Genomic DNA, 16631 nt, shown 5'->3' with positions numbered 1-16631 from the left:
TCGTCAGCTCAGCGACTCGCGCAGGTCCTCCGCGGTGACGGCCGAGCGGAAGGCCTCCCCGCCGTCGGTGAGCGAGTCGAACAGCTCGGCCTTGCGGCGCTGCGGCGCGAGGACCTTCTCCTCGATCGTGTCCTCGGCGATCATCCGGTACACCATCACCTGGCGGTCCTGTCCGATGCGATGGGCGCGGTCCACGGCCTGGTTCTCCGCCGCCGGGTTCCACCACGGGTCCAGCAGGAAGACGTAGTCCGCCTCGGTGAGGGTGAGGCCGAAGCCGCCCGCCTTCAGGGAGATCAGGAACACCGGTGCGTCCCCCTCGCGGAAGCCGCTGACGGCCGCATCGCGGTCCCGGGTCGAGCCGTCCAGATGCGCGAAGTCGATCCCGCGCGCGGAGAGCTCGCCCGCGACCCGGTCGAGATAGGTCGTGAACTGGCTGAACAGCGGCACCCGGTGCCCGTCGCCGATGACCTCCTCGAGCCGGTCGAAGAGCGCCTCGAGCTTGGAGCTGGGCACGTCCGCGTACTCCTCCGCTTCCACCAGCGAGGGGTCCAGCGCCAGCATCCGCAGCAGGGTCAGGGAGCGGAAGACGATGAAGCGGGAGCGGTCCAGGTCCGTGTCGATCAGGCCCAGCACCTTCTTCCGCTCGCGCTGCAGCACCGAGTCGTAGACGGCGCGGTCTTCGCGGCGACAGTGTCACCGTGAGCACCTCCTCGTGCTTCTCCGGCGCCTCCTTCGCGACGAGCTCCTTGGTGCGGCGCGCGAGGAAGGGGCGGATCCGACGGCGCAGTCGCTCCATCCGCTGCGGCGCCTCGCCGGTCGCGATCGGGAGCGTGAAGCGCTTGCGGAACCCGATCGCGGTGCCGAGCAGGCCCGGCGCGACCAGGTCGAGGATCGCCCACAGGTCGTCCAGGGAGTTCTCCATCGGGGTGCCCGTGATCGCGAGGCGCATGCCGGCGCGCACCCGCTTCGCCGCCAGGTGCGTGCGGGAGCGGCGGTTCTTCACGAACTGCGCCTCGTCCAGCACGAAGCCCTGGAATCGGCGGGAGGCGAACAGCTCCTCGTCCAGTCGCAGCACCGCATAGCTGGTCACCACCAGGTCCACGCCCTCGAGGTCCTCCTCGGCGGCGCGGCCGCGGGAGGCGGAGGTGCCCTCGAGCACCCGCACGCGCGCCCCGGCGCGAAGCGCTCGGCCTCACGGCGCCACACCGGCGGCACCGAGGCGGGGGCGACGACGAGGAAGGGCGGGGCCGACGGGGACTGCTCGCGGGCATGGGCGATCAGGGCGAGGGTCTGCACCGTCTTGCCCAGGCCCATGTCGTCGGCGAGCACCCCGCCGAGCCCCTGGTCGAACAGCATGGCCAGCCACGCGAAGCCCTCACGCTGATAGGGCCGCGCGCTCCGCCTGCAGGCCGCGGGGCGCGGCGGCGCGGGACGGTGCTCGAGGGTGCGCGCGGGTCGACGACCGCGGTCCACTCCGCGCTCGCCTCGGTCTGGTCGGCGATGTCGGCGAGCTCGTCCCACATGTCGACTTGGTACTTCGAGATCCGCTGGACCTCGGGCTCCCATTCCGCGAGCGCCTCGCCCTCGCGGATCAGCTCGCGCGCGCGTCGAAGGCGGGGTGGTCCAGGGAGAAGTAGGTCTTGTCCGGCATCAGCAGTTTGTCCCGGCCGCGGGCGAGCGCCACGAACAGGCTCGGGAAGGGGATCTGCCGGCCCTCGACGGTGATGTCGAAGCCGAGGTCGAACCAGTCGTTCTTGCCGGGGGAGGCGTGCTGGGTGATCCGCACCTGCGGGGCACCGTCGAGCTCGCGGTAGGCGTGGCGGGTGCCGGTGACCTCGACCTCCACATGGTCCAGGGCGTCCAGCGCATCGAGCACGTGGGCGGTGAACTCGGCGGTGTCCACGCCGGAGAGGAGCTGGGCGGCGTCGCTGGGCTGGTGGGGCCACAGGGTCATGGCCTCGGCGATCACCGCGTCCTCGTGGACGGTGTCGCGGTGCGCGCCCTGGCGCTGGTCGATCGGCAGGCGCCGGTCCGGGTCGTGGTAGCGCCAGGACCAGCGCAGGGCGAGCCGGTCCCCGTCGGCGTAGGCGGCCTCGAGGTGGAGGGCGGGCCGACGGGCCGCCGGCAGGGCGACGACGCCGCCGTCGAGGCTGGTCATGGGGCTCAGCGCGCGCGCTTCGGGTAGGCGACCTCGAGGAACGCCTCGCGGTCCGCGGCGGGGACGCGCGCCGGCTCCCGACGGTGCAGGAGGGTGCGCAGGTCGCGCGGCACTGCGGCGGGCAGCGGGGCGATGCGGGCGGTGAGCGGCTCCTCGTCCGCGGGGAGCGCCTCGAGCACCCCGGCGCCGCCGAGCGGCCGGCCGTGCTCCGTCTCGAGGCCGTCGATCGCGAAGCGCGGCGCGACCTCGAGGGCGCCGGTGGAGCTCTCCACCTGGGCGTCGGCGGGGAGTGCCCGGCGGAGGGGTCGTCCGGGGCGCCCCCGTCCGCGGAGGTGCCCGAGGGGTCCTCGTCGGCGGACGGCTCCCCGCCGTCGGCGGCTCCGTCGGCGGTCTCGTCGGCCGCGCCGGCGCCGACCGCCCGCAGGTCCAGACCCGCCTCACCGTCGCGCGCGAGCGAGATCGCGGCCAGGCCGCCGCCGGGCAGCGCCTCGACCCCCGCGTCCAGCGCATGGGCGAGCGCCTGCCACAGCAGGGGCGAGGTGATGGTGTTCAGCCACAGGTGGTCGACTGCGCCGGAGGTGTAGGAGCGCTCCACCGAGGCGGCCGCGAAGATCCTGGTCAGCGCCTCGCCCTGGGCGGGGTCGTACTCGCGGCCCGCGAGGCGGAACTCGAAGCCGCGCCAGGAGAGGTCGCCCTTGATCCACAGGCCCTTGCGCCCGCGGGTCACGGGGCGCAGGCCCAGCCAGAGATCGGCGCCGGCGGCGAGATGCGCGGGCGTGGCGACCTCGCGGTGGTGGCGGGAGGTGCCGGTGCCCGAGGTGGCCGCCTCGAGATCCACCCGCGGCGCGAGCGGCTTCGCGACGGTCCCGGACCGCGCGGAAGAGGCGCGGGAGCTCAGCAGGGGACGCAACACTGTGCGCCACTCCGCGGGCGGCTCCTCCCGCGCGGCGCGGACGGCGAGGTCGTTGGTCCGGTACAGCAGCGCTCCGACGTGCAGACATGCCTCGCCCACCGAACAGTCGCAGCGCGAGGAGAGCGGTCGCCACAGCCCCCCGGCCCCGGGGTCTGGAAGCGGCGGGAGACGGCGTCCTCCTCGTACTCGGTCAGGACCGCCTCGGTGTGATGCCGGGCGCCGTCGGTGTCCGTGACCTGGGCCGACAGGGTCGAGCTCGCCTCGTCCCAGTCCACGGCGCCCACGCTCCCGCCGCGCGCGGCGGCGAGGCTCCTGCCCGCCGTGCGATCGCCCACGTGGTGGCTGATCGCGGAGGGCAGCAGTCGAGGGAGCAGGACCGTTGGGGACATCCCGCCAACGTAACCCGCGCCGCACCCCGCGCACGAGGGATCTCACCGGAATCACGACCCTCAGCGGGTAGTCTCACAGCGTCCTCCCGGTCGCCGCGGCATCGACGAGCCCGTCGGCCCCGTCGATCCCGACCCGGGAGCAACACCACCCCCGACACTTCCTAGGAGACCCCCGTGGCACGACTCTTCGGCACCGACGGAGTGCGCGGACGCGCCAACGACGACATCACCGCGGAGCTCGCGGTCGAGCTGTCCGTGGGCGCGGCGCACGTGCTCGGCACGCTCGGCGCCTTCGGCGGCACCCGCCCCCGCGCGATCGTCGCCCGCGACACGCGTCCCTCGGGGCACTTCCTCGCCGCCGCGGTCAGCGCCGGCCTCGCCTCCGCGGGCGTGGACGTGCTCGACGCCGAGGTGCCGCCCACGCCGGGCCTCGCCTATCTCGTGCAGTCCACGGGCGCGGACCTCGGCGTGATGATCTCCGCCTCCCACAACCCCGCCCCCGACAACGGCATCAAGTTCTTCGCCCGCGGCGGCACCAAGTCGCCCGACGAGGTCGAGGATGCGATCGAGGCCCGCCTCGGGGAGCAGTGGGAGCGCCCGCAGGGCACCGACGTCGGCACCATCACCCGCTACGAGGGCGCGATCGAGGAGTACGTGACCCACCTCGTAGGCACCCTGGACCGCTCCCTCGAGGGACTCACCGTCGTCGTCGACTGCGCCAACGGCGCCGCCGCGATCTCCGGCCCCGAGGCGCCGCGCCGCGCCGGCGCGACCGTGCACGTGATCGGCGACTGCTCCGACGGCGGTCTGATCAACGACGGCGTCGGCTCCACCCACCTCGAGCCGCGCAGGCCGCGGTGCGCGAACACGGCGCCGACATCGGCGTGGCCTTCGACGGCGACGCCGACCGCTGCCTCGCCGTCGATGCGGCGGGGGAGATCATCGACGGCGACCAGATCATGGCGATCCTGGCCCTGGACCTCAAGGAGCGCGGCAAGCTCCACGAGGACACCCTGGTCGTCACCGTCATGAGCAACCTCGGCCTCAAGCTCGCCATGAAGGAGCACGGGATCGTGCTGGGGCAGACCGCCGTCGGCGACCGCTACGTGCTCGAGGAGATGAACCTCGGCGGCTTCTCCATCGGCGGCGAGCAGTCCGGCCACGTGATCATCGCCGAGCACGCCACCACGGGCGACGGCGAGCTCACCGCCCTCCACCTGCTCCAGCGCATCGCCGAGACCGGCCGCACCGCCGGGGAGCTCAAGTCCGTGATGAGCCGCATGCCGCAGGCGCTGATCAATGTCAAGGACGTCGACAAGGCCAAGGCCACCATCGACCGCCGCGTCGGCGACGCGATCGCGGCGGCGGAGAAGGAGCTCGGGGAGACCGGCCGGGTGCTCGCTGCGCCCCTCCGGCACCGAGCCCGTCGTGCGCGTGATGGTCGAGGCCCCCACCGACGCGCAGGCCACCGCCGTGGCCGAGCGCCTCGCTGTCGTGGTCCGCGAGCGCGTCGGCCTCTGAGCCCCGCCCGGGGCGGGGCCGACGCGCACGTCCCTGGCCCCCGCGGACTCAGACCTTCCGCAGCGACACCGAGTGGACCCGGTGCTGGCCGTCCTTGCGCAACACGAGGTCGGCACGGCCGCGGGTGGGGATCACGTTCTCGGCGAGGTTCGGGCCGTTGATCGAGCTCCAGATCCGCTGCGCGGTCGCCGCGGCCTCCTCGTCGGTGAGGTCGGCGTAGCGGCGGAAGTAGGAGCGCGGGTCGGAGAACGCGGTGCGGCGCGGCGCGAGGAAGCGATCCACGTACCAGCGCTGGACGTCCTCGGCCCGCGCGTCGACGTAGATGGAGAAGTCGAAGAAGTCCGAGACGGCCATGCCGAGCCGCCCGTCGCGGCGGGGCCGGGCGGGCTGGAGCACGTTCAGGCCCTCGACGATGAGCACGTCCGGTCGCTTCCACCACGACCTTCTCGTCCTCCAGGATGTCGTAGGTCAGGTGGGAGTAGACCGGCGCCTCGACCCGCTCCTGCCCGGCCTTCACGTCCGCCACGAAGCGCAAGAGACGGCGCCGGTCGTAGCTCTCCGGGAAGCCCTTGCGCCGCATGATCCCGCGCGACTCGAGCACCCGGTTGGGGTACAGGAAGCCGTCGGTGGTCACGAGCCGCACGCGCGGGGTCTCGGGCCAGCGGGCCATGAGCTCGCGCAGCAGTCGCGCGGTGGTCGACTTGCCCACGGCCACCGAGCCGGCTACGCCGATGATGTACGGGGTGCGGCCGCTGGCGCTGGTCCAGGAACTCCTCCCGCGCCCGTCGCAGCGACTGCGCGGCCGCGACCTGGATGTTCAGCAGGCGCGAGATGGGGCGGTAGACGGCGTCGACCTCGGAGAGGTCCACCCGGTCGCCGAGGCCCCGCAGGCGGTCCACGTCCTCCTCGCTCAGCGGCGGCGGGGTCTGCTGGGAGAGCCGGGCCCAGTCCTCTCGCAGGATCTCCTCGAACGGGGTGACCGTGGCGTGCGCCGATGCCGCCTTCATGCGGGAGATTCTTCCAGCATTCCGGCGCCGAGCCGTGCTGCGGTGCGTCGACCCGCCGGGCGGAGCCGCTCCAGGCGGCGGCCCCGGCAGGGCCCGGCGCCCGCGCCGGCAGAGCCCGTCGCCCTGCTCGGCCTTGGCCGACGGCACGACCGGATGCAGAGGACGCGGCGGGGTGACCAGCGCGCCCGTGCGACCGTCTGCGCGTTTCTGATCGGTCCCGTGCATGCTCGGCCACGCCTGCGCGGTGAGGGGCTGCGAGGTGAGGAACGACTCGCTCGGATCCTGCGTGCACGGCGTCGTGCGGGATGCGGAAAGCTACGGTGAGCGGCATGTGTGGAATCGTCGGATACGCAGGCCCCCGTGCCGCGAAGACCCTTCTCCCGTCCCGTGGACGTGGCCCTTCAGGGCCTCGCCCGCCTCGAGTACCGCGGCTACGACTCCGCGGGCGTCGCCGTCCTGGACGACGGCGCCGTGCGCGTGACCAAGCGGGCCGGCAAGCTCGCGAACCTCCGCGAGGCGCTCGAGGGCTCCGCGGAGTCCACGGGGCACGTCGCCATCGCGCACACCCGCTGGGCCACCCACGGCGGCCCGACGGACGGCAACGCCCACCCCCACCTCGGCGGCCGTGACGGCGAGCTCGCCCTGGTCCACAACGGCATCATCGAGAACTTCGCCGCGGCGCGCGCCGAGCTCGAGGCCGACGGCTTCACCTTCTCCTCCGAGACCGATTCCGAGGCCGCCGCGCACCTGGTCGCCCGCGAGATGGAGGCCGCCGGAGACCTCACCGAGGCGATGCGCCGCACCGCGGCGAACCTTGAGGGCGCCTTCACGCTCCTGGCCGTCCATCGCGACGCGCCGGACGTCGTCGTCGCCGCTCGCCGCAACTCCCCGCTGGTCGTCGGCCTCGGCGAGGGCGAGAACTTCCTCGGCTCCGACGTCGCCGCCTTCGTCGACTCCACCAAGGAGGCGCTCGAGATCGGCCAGGACCAGGTCGTCACCGTCTCCGCCGACTCGGTCGCGATCGTCGACTTCGACGGCAACGAGGTCACCGACGCCAAGCGCTACACCATCGAGTGGGACGCCGCGGCCGCGCAGAAGGGCGGCTACGACTCCTTCATGGCCAAGGAGATCCACGAGCAGTCGGGCGCCGTCGCCGACACCCTTCGCGGCCGCCTCGAGAACGGCACCCTGCGGCTCGACGAGATGGAGATCGACCCCTCGAGTCTGCGCGGCATCGACAAGATCGTCGTGATCGCCTGCGGCACCGCCGCGAACGCCGGCGCCGTCGCGAAGTACGCGATCGAGCACTGGTGCCGCATCCCCACCGAGGTCGAGCTCGCCCACGAGTTCCGCTACCGCGACCCGGTCGTCACCGAGAAGACCCTGGTCGTCGCGATCTCCCAGTCCGGCGAGACGATGGACACCCTGATGGCGGTGCGCCACGCCCGCGAGCAGGGCGCGAAGGTGATCGCGCTGTGCAACACCCGCGGCTCCACCATCCCGCGCGAGTCCGACGCGGCGCTGTACCTGCACGTCGGCCCCGAGATCGCGGTCGCCTCGACCAAGGCGTACCTCGGCCAGATCGTCGCGAGCTACCTGCTGGGCCTGTTCCTCGCCCAGGTGCGCGGCAACCTCTTCCCCGACGAGATCGCGGCGCTGATGGAGGATCTCGAGCAGATCCCCGCGCAGATCCAGCAGGTCCTGGACAGCTCCGCGCAGGTCGAGCAGACTCGCGAAGGACATGAAGGACGTCACCAGCGTGCTCTTCCTGGGACGTCACGTGGGTTACCCGACCGCGATGGAGGGCGCGCTCAAGCTCAAGGAGATCGCCTACATCCACGCCGAGGGCTTCGCCGCCGGCGAGCTCAAGCACGGCCCGATCGCCCTGGTCGAGGAGGGGCGACCGGTGTTCGTCATCGTGCCCTCCCCGCGCGGCCGCCACTCCCTGCACTCCAAGGTCGTCTCCAACATCCAGGAGGTGCGCGCCCGCGGCGCGCGCACCCTGGTGATCGCCGAGGAGGGCGACGACGCGGTGCCGCCCTACGCCGACGAGGTGATCCGCGTGCCCGCCACGCGCACCCTCTTCGCGGCGCCGCTGACCGTGATCCCGCTGCAGATCTTCTCCTGCGAGCTCGCGACCGCGAAGGGCCTGGACGTGGACCAGCCCCGCAACCTCGCGAAGTCCGTCACCGTCGAGTGACCCGCCGCCTCGGATGAGCTGTCCCGTCGGGTGAGCGCGCCCGTCGGGATCGCGCGTCCGACGGGCCTCTCCGCTTGCGCAGGAGCACCTCTCCGGGCGCCTCGCGCCGTCGACCACCGGCCGCCCCGCCCCGCGAAGCGGCCGGTGGTGTGATACTGCCCCTGTGAGCACCTTTCCCACCGCGACCCCGACGCCCGGCCCCGACGAGACCTTCGGGGGCCGGGCGTTCGCGCCGCGGGAGGACGGGACGATCGTCGGCGTCGGAGTGGACGTCGTGGACATCCCGCGCCTGGATGCGATGATCTCCCGCACCCCCGCCCTGCTGGACCGTCTCCTGACCCCGGGGGAGCGGGAGCTCTCGCCGGCCTCGCGCGCGGCGCGGGTCGCCGCGAAGGAGGCGGTGGGCAAGGCCCTCGGCGCGCCCGGCGACTTCTCCTGGCAGGACGTGACCGTCGAGCGCGCCGCCGGCCGGCGCCCCCACCTGCGTCTGCGGGGCGCGACCCTCGCTGCCGCCGAGCGGCAGGACGTCGAGCACCTACACCTCTCCCTCTCGCACGACGGCGCGATCGCGACCGCGATCGTCGTCGCCGAGCGCGCCTCCGCCCCGAGGAGCCTGTGATGCTTGCGGGCCCACGGCGCCGAGGCGGTCCGCGAGGCCGAGCGGCCCCTGCTCGAGGCGGGGGAGCCGCTCATGCTCCGGGCCGCCGCGGCGCTGGCCGAGCGCGCCGTCCACCACCTGCGCTCGGCGCCCTTCGCCCCGCAGGTGCTGGTCCTGGCCGGGGCGGGCTCCAACGGCGGCGACGGCCTCCACGCCGCCGCGATCCTGCGCCGCGAGCACTCCCTGGCCGCCGACGCGATCACCACCGCCCCGCGCCGCCACGAGGAGGGGGCCGCTGCGCTGGAGACGGCGGGCGGGGCCCTCCACCCCCTCGCGGGTCTCGACGAGGAGCGCCTCGCCCGCCTCCTCAGCGGCGCCGACCTGGTGATCGACGCGATCCTCGGGATCGGCGGTCGCCCCGAGGCGCCCGCTGAGCTCCTTCCCCTGCTCGAGGCGGTGCGGGACAGCGGCGTGCCCGTCCTCGCCGCGGACCTGCCGAGCTTCGTCGACGCCACCACCGGGCAGGCCGCCCCCGAGGCGCTCCGGGCCCGGGAGACCGTCACCTTCGGCGCCGTGAAGGCGGGACTGCTGCTGCCCGGCGGCGCCGAGCTCGCCGGGACCGTGCACCTGGTGGCTCTCGGCCTGGACGAGCACCTCCCCGCCCGTGCGGCGGTCGAGCGGCTCGAGGACGCCGACGTGCGCGCCCTCCTGCCGCGCCCGGGCCGAGACTCCACCAAGTACCGCCGCGGCGTGGTCGCCCTCGCCGCCGGCGGCGAGCAGTATCCCGGCGCCGCGGTCCTCGCCGTCTCCGGCGCCGCCCGCACCGGGGCGGGCATGGTCCGCTGCCTCGCCCCGCAGGCCGTGCTCGACCTGGTGATGCGGGCCCGTCCCGAGACCGTCGGCCATCCTGTCGGCCCCGGTCGCGCCGGTGGCCGGGTGCTGGACGACGAGACCCTCGCCCGCACCCATGCCGTCGTGATCGGCCCCGGCCTGCCCAGCGACGACCCGCGCGTGCGCCGGGGCGTCGCGCCGCTGGCCGGGCAGATGGACGTGCCGTCGGCCGCGCCGCGCCGGGGCGTGCTCGACGCGGGCGCGCTCGGGGCGATCGGCCCCGGTGCCCGCTTCGCCCCCGATGTGGTGCTCACCCCGCACCGCGGCGAGGCCGAGCGCCTCGCCCGCCGCCTCGACGTCGACCCGGATCTGCCCGCCCCCGAGCTCGCTCACGCGCTCGCCGCCGCGACGGGCGCGACCGTGCCGTCGCTCAAGGGCGCGATCACCCTCGTCGCCCCCGGGGACGGCGGGCCGCTGCGCTCCCAGGACGACGCCACGCCCCAGCTCGCGACCGCCGGCACCGGCGACGTGCTCGCCGGGGTGCTGGGCACCCTGCTCGCCGCGGGCCTGCCCGGCCCTGACGCCGCCGCGCTCGCGGCGCCGCTGCACGGCCGCGCCGGGCGCCTCGCCTCGCGTGACGGACTGCACCCCCTGGTCGCCCTCGACGTCGCGGACTCTCTGCCGGAGGCCATCGGGACTATCCTGGCGGACGCCCAGGACCTGAACCGAGGAGCCCGATGACCATCCCGATCCCTGCCGAGGACCCACGGCACGTGCCCAACCGGGCGGTGATCGACCCCTCCGCGATCACGCAGAACACGCGGGCGCTGGGGACCCTCCTCGAGGAGCAGACGGCGCTGATGGCGGTCGTGAAGGCCGACGGCTACGGGCACGGCATGCTCACCGCCGCCCGGGCCGCGCTCGAGGGCGGCGCGACCTGGCTGGGTGTCGCCCACCCCGCCAGCGCCCTGGCGCTGGCCCGCGCGGACCTCGACGCGCAGATCCTCACCTGGCTGTACGAGCCGCACACCGCGCGGATCGTGCCGCCCGAGGTGCTCGCGCTCCGGCGTCGACGTGGCCGTCGGCTCCCTGGAGATGCTGCAGCTCGTCGCCGCGGCCGCCCGCGAGGCTGACCGCCGCGCCCGCGTCCACCTCAAGCTCGACACCGGCATGGGCCGCAACGGCGTGCCGCCCTGGCAGGTCCGGGAGATGGGCGTCGCGATCCGCGACGACGACTTCCTCCAGCTCACCGCCGCCTGGACCCATCTGACCAGCGCGGAGGATCCCGAGGGCCCCGCCACCGATCAGCAGGCGGAGCTGTTCGACTCGGCCTGCGAGGCGCTCGAGGACGAGGTGGGACCGATCCCGCTGCGAAGACATGGCGAACTCCGCCGCGACCCTCACCCGCCCCGACCTGCACCGCGACATCGTGCGTCCCGGCATCGCGCTGTACGGCTATCCGCCGGTCCCGGCCGACGTGCCGTCGCGTCCCGCGATGACCCTCTCCAGCCGGCTCGCGCTGGTCAAGGAGGTGCCCGAGGGGCACAGCGTCGGCTACGGCCGAATGCACCGCACCAGCCGCTCCACGACCCTGGGCCTGGTGCCGATCGGCTACGCCGATGGCCTCCACCGCACCGCCTCGGACAGCATCGACGTGCTCGTGCGCACCCAGAGCGGGGACCGCCGCGTCCCCCAGGTGGGCCGTATCAGCATGGACCAGATCGTGGTGGATCTCGGCCCCGAGACCACCGCCCGCGCCGGAGACGAGGTGGTCCTGTTCGGCGATGCGGGCGGAGAGCCCGACGCCCCCTCCGCCCCGACCGCGGACCACTGGGCCCGCGCCGCGGAGACCATCCCCTACGAGGTGCTGACCTCCGTCTCCGGACGCGTCACCCGGGAGGTGCGCGCATGAGCGCCGCGGACAGGACCGGCCCCGGCAGGACCAGCGCTCCCGGCGGCGCGAGCGGCACGGCGGGGGAGCCCGACGGCGCCCTCGTCTCGCGCACCCGCGATGCGGACGGCACCCGCGCTCTCGCCGGCGCGCTCGCCGACGTCGCGCGGCCCGGCGACCTGCTGGTCCTCGACGGACCGCTCGGCGCCGGCAAGACCACCTTCACCCAGGGGCTCGGCGCCGGCCTCGGCGTGCGCGGCCCCGTCGCCTCGCCCACCTTCGTGATCGAGCGGGTCCACCCGAACCTCGCAGGCGGCCCCGACCTCGTGCACGTGGACGCCTACCGCCTCGGCGGCGAGGGCGAGATCGACGACCTCGACCTCGAGGCCGATCTCGACCGCGCCGTGACCGTCGTGGAGTGGGGCAGGGACCGGGTCGAGCACCTCGCCGACTCGGTGCCGCTGGTCGAGCTCGAGCGTCCCGACCGGGTCGACGACCCGCTGGACCCGGACGAGCCCCGCACGCCGCGGCTCACCCCGCGCGGCCCCCGCTGGGACGGCGCCGCGATCGCCGCCCTCGAGGCCGCGCTCGCCGCGGTGGCCGGGCTGGACGGCACGGCGGAGCCCGCCGAGTCCGGGCCGACCGCCGCGTCGACCACCACGGCCGACGGGCCGGGTTCCACCGCCTCGACCGCCGACGGGCCGGCCTCCGCCCGCCCGACCACCGACACCGCCGAGGGAGAGCGCTGATGCCGCTGGGAATCGACACCTCGGGCGCGGTGAGCGTCGCCGTCGCGCGCGGCGAGCTGGCCGCGGGAGCCGCCGCCCCGTCCGCCGGCTCCGCAGACGGATCGGGCGCCGCGCTCGAGATCCTCGCCGTCCGCTCCGACCACCGCTCCCGCCACCACGACGAGGTGCCGCTCGCCCTGGTCGAGGAGACCCTGCAGGTCGCCGGCGTCACCCGCGGAGAGCTGACCGGCGTGGTCGTCGGCCGCGGCCCGGGCCCCTTCACCGGCCTGCGCGTGGGGCTCGTCTCCGCCCGTTCGATCGCCTCCGTGCTCGGCGTGCCCCTGCACGGGCTGAGCTCCCTCGACGCGCTCGCCCACGAGGCGCTCGCCGCCGTGCCCGCCGAGCGCGGCCCTGTCACCGTCGGCGTGGCGCTGGACGCGCGCCGCCGCGAGGTCTACCACGCCCGCTATCGCCGCGAGGCCGGCGGCGAGATCCTCCGGATCGCGGAGCCGGCCGTCGACGCCCCGGCCGAGGTCGCCGCGGAGCTGACCGGTCGCGACCTGCTCGTCGGCTCCGGCACCGCGCTCTACCCCGAGCCGCTGCCCGCCACCGCCGAGCTCGAGCACGTCGACGCCGGGCACCTGCTGCTGGCCGCCTCCGCCCTCGCCGCCCGCGGTGAGGACCTCACCAGCACCGAGCCGATGTACCTGCGCGAGCCCGACGCCGCGAAGCCCACCGCGCGCAAGAGCGCGCTCGGCCGCTGAGGTGACAGCACCCGACGGGGCCGACGGCACGGCCGGCGCGACCTGGTCATTGCGCCCCGCGACCCTCGAGGACGTCGAGGAGATCGCCTTCGCCGAGCTCGAGCTGTTTCCCGACGAGGCCTGGAGTGTGTTCCAGCTCGCCGAGGAGATCGAGCATCCCGACCGCCGCTACGTCGTCGCGGTCGAGGGCGCGGCCGCATCGTCGACCACCGGCGGTGACGGGCCGGACACCAGCACCGCCAGGCCGCACACCGGCGCCGACGGGTCGGCTCGCCGCGCCGATCCGCTCCGCGCCCCGATGGCCGGTCCCTCGGCATCGACCGGGCCCCTGCCGCCGCGGCCGTCGGCGGTGCGCCGCTCGGCTATGCCGGCATCATGCTCGCCGGCGACCTCGCCGACCTCCACACGATCGGCACCCGCCGGGAGGGGGAGGGTATCGGTCGCGCCCTGCTCGCCTGGTGCGAGCAGCAGGCCCGGGACGGCGGCGCCGAGCGGATGCCGCTCGAGGTCCGCGAGGACAACACCCGCGCCCGCGCCGTCTACGCCGCCGCGGGATATCGCGAGATCGGACGGCGCCGCGGCTACTACCGGATCCGCGGCCGACGCATCGACGCCCTGGTCATGGAGCGCGACCTCGCCGCCCCCGGCGGCCCGTCGGCCTGACCCTGCCGTTCCACTCCGGCGCAGGTCAGGCGCCCGACCCCGGCCGACGGCCTGATCTGCCCGGCCACGCCTTGGCATGTCCGGGCGATGGTGCAGACAACTGCGCTCTGTGCGTGACCTCAGCTCCCCTACGGGGTCGAGGTGACGCACAGAGCGCAGAAGTGTGCGCGGCCGGTCGGGTCAGGGTGGGCAGAGCTGACATGCGGCTGGCCGGAGCGGGACCGGGCAGGGGCCCGGCGCCCGGGCTGGTGGGGCCCGGCTCAGACGTGGTCGCGGACCTTCTGGAAGATGTCCGGGTAGCGCGCGTCCAGGCGGACCGTCGCGATGCGCAGACCGATCAGCAAGACCGCCACGCCGATCACGATCGCCAGCACGCCGGCCCCGGTGATCAGCGCCAGGTTCCCCGCGATCGCGCCCCAGATGCCGAGACCCAGCGGCGGCGCATCGGCACGAACACCGTCACCATCGAGATCGCCATCGAGAGCATGGCGTTCGAGCTCGAGGCGGACTTGTCCTTCATCGGGTTGGTGCCCGGGGCAGAGCTCGGGTAGGGCAGCAAGACGCCCACCACCATCGAGGTGCCCCAGCCGGAGATCATCGCGCCGAGCGAGCCGAGCACGGTCATGGGGATCAGCTCCGGCAGTCCGTACAGCAGCGGCAGGCGCCAAGCGACGGTGATCACCACGACCGCGGGGATCATCAGCACCGCCATCGCCGCGATGCGGCCCAGCAGGTTGGCGCGGGCAGGGGCGCCGGCGACGATGTTGACCCAGCCGGACGGTCCGTCGAAGCCGATCTCGTTGGAGATGCTCAGCCCCGTCATCGCGCACATGAACACGGCCATGCCCAGCATCAACGTCCGGGCCTCGGGGACCATGAGCCCCATCGCCACGAAGAACACGATCACCACGGGGTAGATGCCGAGGGCGGCGAGATAGCGGGTGTCCCGTCGCCAGTAGCGCAGGGACTTGCCCATCACGGCGCCGAAGGGACCGGCCGGCACGAAGCGCGGCACCAGCGGGGAGACCTTCGCCTGGCCGGAGGAGGCGTCCCCGGTCAGCGCCGAGGTCATCGACAGATCGATCGAGCGCCTCCACCACAGCCAGACCAGCACGATCGTCGCCGCGCCGATCAGGGCGCGCAGCGAGCGCCGCGAGCACACGGCCCTCGGCGAGATCCATCGGCACGGAGAACAGCGCACCGAGCGGCATCCAGGCGAGCACCTCGGTCGCCACCGGCGCTGCTCGCGCACCCAGAGCATGTCGAGGTCCTCGATGCGCTGGGCGGAGAGCGAGAAGGCGTAGATCGCCACGAACATCCCCAGGAAGCCGAAGATCCCGCCGAGCTCCCGGCCCTTGCGGCTCGAGGCCCGGGCGGCGGAGTGCGCGAACCAGGCCCGCGGCGGCGAGCAGGCACAGCGCGAGGCCGGCGAGGTTCGCGGGGATCAGCGCGAGGGCGCCGAGCACGACCCACCCGGCGCCCTGCCCGAACAGCACCAGCCACAGCGACTCGAAGGCGGTGGCGATCGCGAGCGCGAGCAGGGTGAAGAGGCTCGGCAGGCTCAGCGCGGCCGCCGCGAACATCCCCGGCTGCGCTCCCTCGCGCCGCGGGGGAAGAGGGCGAACGAACGCGGATCCAGGGTGTCGTCGATCCCGAAGGCGAGGACGGGGATCAGGAACCACAGCGGCACGGTGACGGCGCCGAGGCCGCGCACGATCTGCGGGAACAGCTCTCCCTCCCCGGCCCACAGCGTGGTGCCCAGGAACAGGAAGACCAGCATGGCCAGGCCGCCCAGGCCGTAGAGCACCCCGATCGAGGTGCCGATGATCTTGCCGACGTTCTTGCGATAGGACCGCTTCCACAGCGTCCACTTCAGCTTCAGCCGCAGGCGCACCAGGTCGCGTCCGCGGATCTCGCCGTGGCGCACGTCCTGCGCGGCCGCGGTCCGTGCGTGCTCGGTGCTCAGGACTCCAGCCACGACAGGCTCCCCTCCGCGACGTCCCCGCCGCCGACGAGGTCGATGAAGGTCTGCACGAGGTCGCCGCCCTGTCTCACCTGGTCGAGGGTGCCGTCGGCCATCAGCCGCCCCTCGGCGATGATCGCGACGTGGCCGCACAGCCCCTCGACCAGCTCCATCACGTGGCTGGAGAGCACGACCGTGCCGCCGCCCTCGACATACGCGGTGAGGATCGTGCGGATCACCTGCGCGGAGACCGGATCGACGGCCTCGAGCGGCTCGTCGAGCACCAGCAGGCGCGGCGCGTGCGAGAGGGCGCTCGCCAGCAGGATCTTCTTGGTCATGCCGGCGGAGTAGTCCACGACCAGCTTCCCGTCCTCGCCCGCGAGGTCGAGCGCGGTCAGCAGCGACTCCATCCGCTCCTCGACCACGGCCGGCTCCATCCCGCGGAGCAGGCCGACGTAGGTCAGAAGCTCCCGTCCGGTGAGCCGGTCGAAGGTGCGCGACCCATCGGCGAGGACGCCGAGGCGCGCCTTGGCCGCCTGCGGCTCGGCCCACATGTCGTGGCCGAGCACGTGCGCGGTGCCGTCGTCGGGCCGCGCAGGCCCGTCGCCATCGACAGGGTGGTGGTCTTGCCGGCGCCGTTGGGACCGACGATCCCGTAGAACGAGCCCTGCGGCACGTCCAGGGAAAGGCCGTGCACCACTTCGGTGCCGGAGAAGGACTTGCGCGCCCCGCGGATCGACAGCGCGGTCGAGCTCGGGACCGAGGCCTCGGCGGAGACCGGGGCGGCGGCACCGGCGAGAGGGCCAGGCGCCTCGGCGGTCCCGGAGGGGTGGACCGGGGGCGGCGCCGAGGTCCCTCCCGCCTCCGGGGCGGTCCCCGGGACGGGAGGAGGGGAGGGGAGGGAGGGGTTGCTGTGCATGCGGTCACGCTATCGGCCGGTCCGTCCGCGACGATCCCTTCCCACGGCGGGCGGGACCACGACCTTCGTCGGTGCTCGACCGCGGC

General features: G+C 74.3%; 13 protein-coding genes and 6 pseudogenes. 10 read left to right on the top strand and 9 right to left on the bottom strand.

From position 1 onward, the window contains the following. Window positions 1–3: 3 nt before the first annotated feature. The 5 genes and pseudogenes from WKH84_RS07655 to WKH84_RS07635 form a co-directional block, all read right to left on the bottom strand. A complete protein-coding gene (locus tag WKH84_RS07655; RefSeq protein ID WP_341856190.1) occupies window positions 4–657 on the bottom strand; it encodes a C-terminal helicase domain-containing protein in 654 nt (217 codons plus the stop codon). A gap of 85 nt (window positions 658–742) precedes the next feature. Next, window positions 743–1075 (bottom strand): annotated as a pseudogene (locus WKH84_RS07650) (SNF2-related protein); the annotation flags it as partial. 11 nt (window positions 1076–1086) lie between these two features. After that, window positions 1087–1356 (bottom strand): SNF2-related protein, encoded by a 270-nt coding sequence (locus WKH84_RS07645; RefSeq protein ID WP_341856189.1) that lies wholly within the window; start codon window positions 1354–1356, stop codon window positions 1087–1089. Between the two features lie 235 nt (window positions 1357–1591). Continuing rightward, window positions 1592–2158, bottom strand: coding sequence for a hypothetical protein (locus WKH84_RS07640; protein ID WP_341856188.1), 567 nt, complete (start codon window positions 2156–2158; stop codon window positions 1592–1594). 5 nt (window positions 2159–2163) lie between these two features. Beyond that, entirely contained in the window at window positions 2164–2430 is a 267-nt protein-coding gene (locus WKH84_RS07635) for a hypothetical protein (RefSeq protein WP_341856187.1), read from the bottom strand. A 1204-nt stretch (window positions 2431–3634) separates the two neighbouring features. Between WKH84_RS07635 and glmM the strand changes: the two are divergent. Then, window positions 3635–4981, top strand: a pseudogene (glmM, locus tag WKH84_RS07630) (phosphoglucosamine mutase). 48 nt (window positions 4982–5029) lie between these two features. On the opposite strand, the pseudogene coaA reads toward glmM, so the two are convergent. Then, window positions 5030–5988 (bottom strand): annotated as a pseudogene (coaA, locus tag WKH84_RS07625) (type I pantothenate kinase). Between the two features lie 329 nt (window positions 5989–6317). Here coaA and glmS point away from each other — a divergent pair. From glmS to WKH84_RS07580, 9 genes and pseudogenes are all read left to right on the top strand, one after another. Beyond that, window positions 6318–8188, top strand: a pseudogene (gene glmS / locus WKH84_RS07620) (glutamine--fructose-6-phosphate transaminase (isomerizing)). A 163-nt stretch (window positions 8189–8351) separates the two neighbouring features. Next, window positions 8352–8807 carry a holo-ACP synthase gene (locus tag WKH84_RS07615; RefSeq protein WP_010550270.1) on the top strand — a complete coding sequence of 152 codons (456 nt, stop codon included), beginning with the start codon at window positions 8352–8354 and terminating at the stop codon, window positions 8805–8807. 3 nt (window positions 8808–8810) lie between these two features. Next, window positions 8811–10358 (top strand): NAD(P)H-hydrate dehydratase, encoded by a 1548-nt coding sequence (locus WKH84_RS07610; RefSeq protein ID WP_341856186.1) that lies wholly within the window; start codon window positions 8811–8813, stop codon window positions 10356–10358. After that, window positions 10355–10750 carry an alanine racemase gene (locus WKH84_RS07605; RefSeq protein ID WP_341856185.1) on the top strand — a complete coding sequence of 132 codons (396 nt, stop codon included), beginning with the start codon at window positions 10355–10357 and terminating at the stop codon, window positions 10748–10750. Before WKH84_RS07610 ends, WKH84_RS07605 begins: the two co-directional genes overlap by 4 nt. After that, window positions 10713–10925: pseudogene (locus tag WKH84_RS07600) on the top strand (alanine racemase); the annotation flags it as partial. The gene WKH84_RS07605 and the pseudogene WKH84_RS07600, both read left to right, overlap by 38 nt. A 70-nt stretch (window positions 10926–10995) precedes the next feature. Then, window positions 10996–11529 (top strand): alanine racemase C-terminal domain-containing protein, encoded by a 534-nt coding sequence (locus tag WKH84_RS07595; RefSeq protein WP_341856814.1) that lies wholly within the window; start codon window positions 10996–10998, stop codon window positions 11527–11529. Further along, entirely contained in the window at window positions 11526–12257 is a 732-nt protein-coding gene (gene tsaE / locus WKH84_RS07590) for a tRNA (adenosine(37)-N6)-threonylcarbamoyltransferase complex ATPase subunit type 1 TsaE (RefSeq protein WP_341856813.1), read from the top strand. The genes WKH84_RS07595 and tsaE overlap by 4 nt, the downstream gene beginning before the upstream one ends. Further along, window positions 12257–13000 (top strand): tRNA (adenosine(37)-N6)-threonylcarbamoyltransferase complex dimerization subunit type 1 TsaB, encoded by a 744-nt coding sequence (gene tsaB, locus WKH84_RS07585; RefSeq protein WP_341856184.1) that lies wholly within the window; start codon window positions 12257–12259, stop codon window positions 12998–13000. Before tsaE ends, tsaB begins: the two co-directional genes overlap by 1 nt. A 375-nt stretch (window positions 13001–13375) precedes the next feature. Next, window positions 13376–13663, top strand: a complete 288-nt coding sequence (locus WKH84_RS07580) for a GNAT family N-acetyltransferase (RefSeq protein ID WP_341856183.1) — start codon at window positions 13376–13378, stop codon at window positions 13661–13663. A 388-nt stretch (window positions 13664–14051) separates the two neighbouring features. On the opposite strand, the gene WKH84_RS07575 is transcribed toward WKH84_RS07580, so the two are convergent. From WKH84_RS07575 to WKH84_RS07565, 3 genes and pseudogenes are all read right to left on the bottom strand, one after another. After that, the gene (locus WKH84_RS07575; RefSeq protein WP_341856182.1) at window positions 14052–14981 is read right to left on the bottom strand and encodes a hypothetical protein; all 930 of its coding nucleotides are present in this window, start codon (window positions 14979–14981) and stop codon (window positions 14052–14054) included. Window positions 14982–15224: 243 nt separating this feature from the next. Next, window positions 15225–15641 (bottom strand): hypothetical protein, encoded by a 417-nt coding sequence (locus WKH84_RS07570; RefSeq protein ID WP_341856181.1) that lies wholly within the window; start codon window positions 15639–15641, stop codon window positions 15225–15227. Then, window positions 15626–16545 (bottom strand): annotated as a pseudogene (locus WKH84_RS07565) (ABC transporter ATP-binding protein). Before WKH84_RS07565 ends, WKH84_RS07570 begins: the two are co-directional and overlap by 16 nt. Between the last annotated feature and the right edge of the window lie 86 nt (window positions 16546–16631).

Origin of the sequence: Brachybacterium sp. GPGPB12 (genome assembly GCF_038396325.1) — a bacterium.
GTDB classification, from domain to species: Bacteria; Actinomycetota; Actinomycetes; order Actinomycetales; family Dermabacteraceae; genus Brachybacterium; species Brachybacterium conglomeratum.
This window is presented reverse-complemented; position numbering and strand designations above follow the sequence as displayed.

Bases quoted from the DNA above. Each gene is read 5' to 3' on its own strand.
- tsaE (WP_341856813.1), top strand. From the start codon at position 11,526: ATGAGCGCCGCGGACAGGACCGGCCCCGGCAGGACCAGCGCTCCCGGC.
- tsaB (WP_341856184.1), top strand. From the start codon at position 12,257: ATGCCGCTGGGAATCGACACCTCGGGCGCGGTGAGCGTCGCCGTCGCG.
- WKH84_RS07580 (WP_341856183.1), top strand. From the start codon at position 13,376: ATGCTCGCCGGCGACCTCGCCGACCTCCACACGATCGGCACCCGCCGG.
- WKH84_RS07640 (WP_341856188.1), bottom strand. From the start codon at position 2,158: ATGACCAGCCTCGACGGCGGCGTCGTCGCCCTGCCGGCGGCCCGTCGG.
- WKH84_RS07645 (WP_341856189.1), bottom strand. From the start codon at position 1,356: ATGCTGTTCGACCAGGGGCTCGGCGGGGTGCTCGCCGACGACATGGGC.
- WKH84_RS07605 (WP_341856185.1), top strand. From the start codon at position 10,355: ATGACCATCCCGATCCCTGCCGAGGACCCACGGCACGTGCCCAACCGG.
- WKH84_RS07575 (WP_341856182.1), bottom strand. From the start codon at position 14,981: ATGTTCGTGGCGATCTACGCCTTCTCGCTCTCCGCCCAGCGCATCGAG.
- WKH84_RS07595 (WP_341856814.1), top strand. From the start codon at position 10,996: ATGGCGAACTCCGCCGCGACCCTCACCCGCCCCGACCTGCACCGCGAC.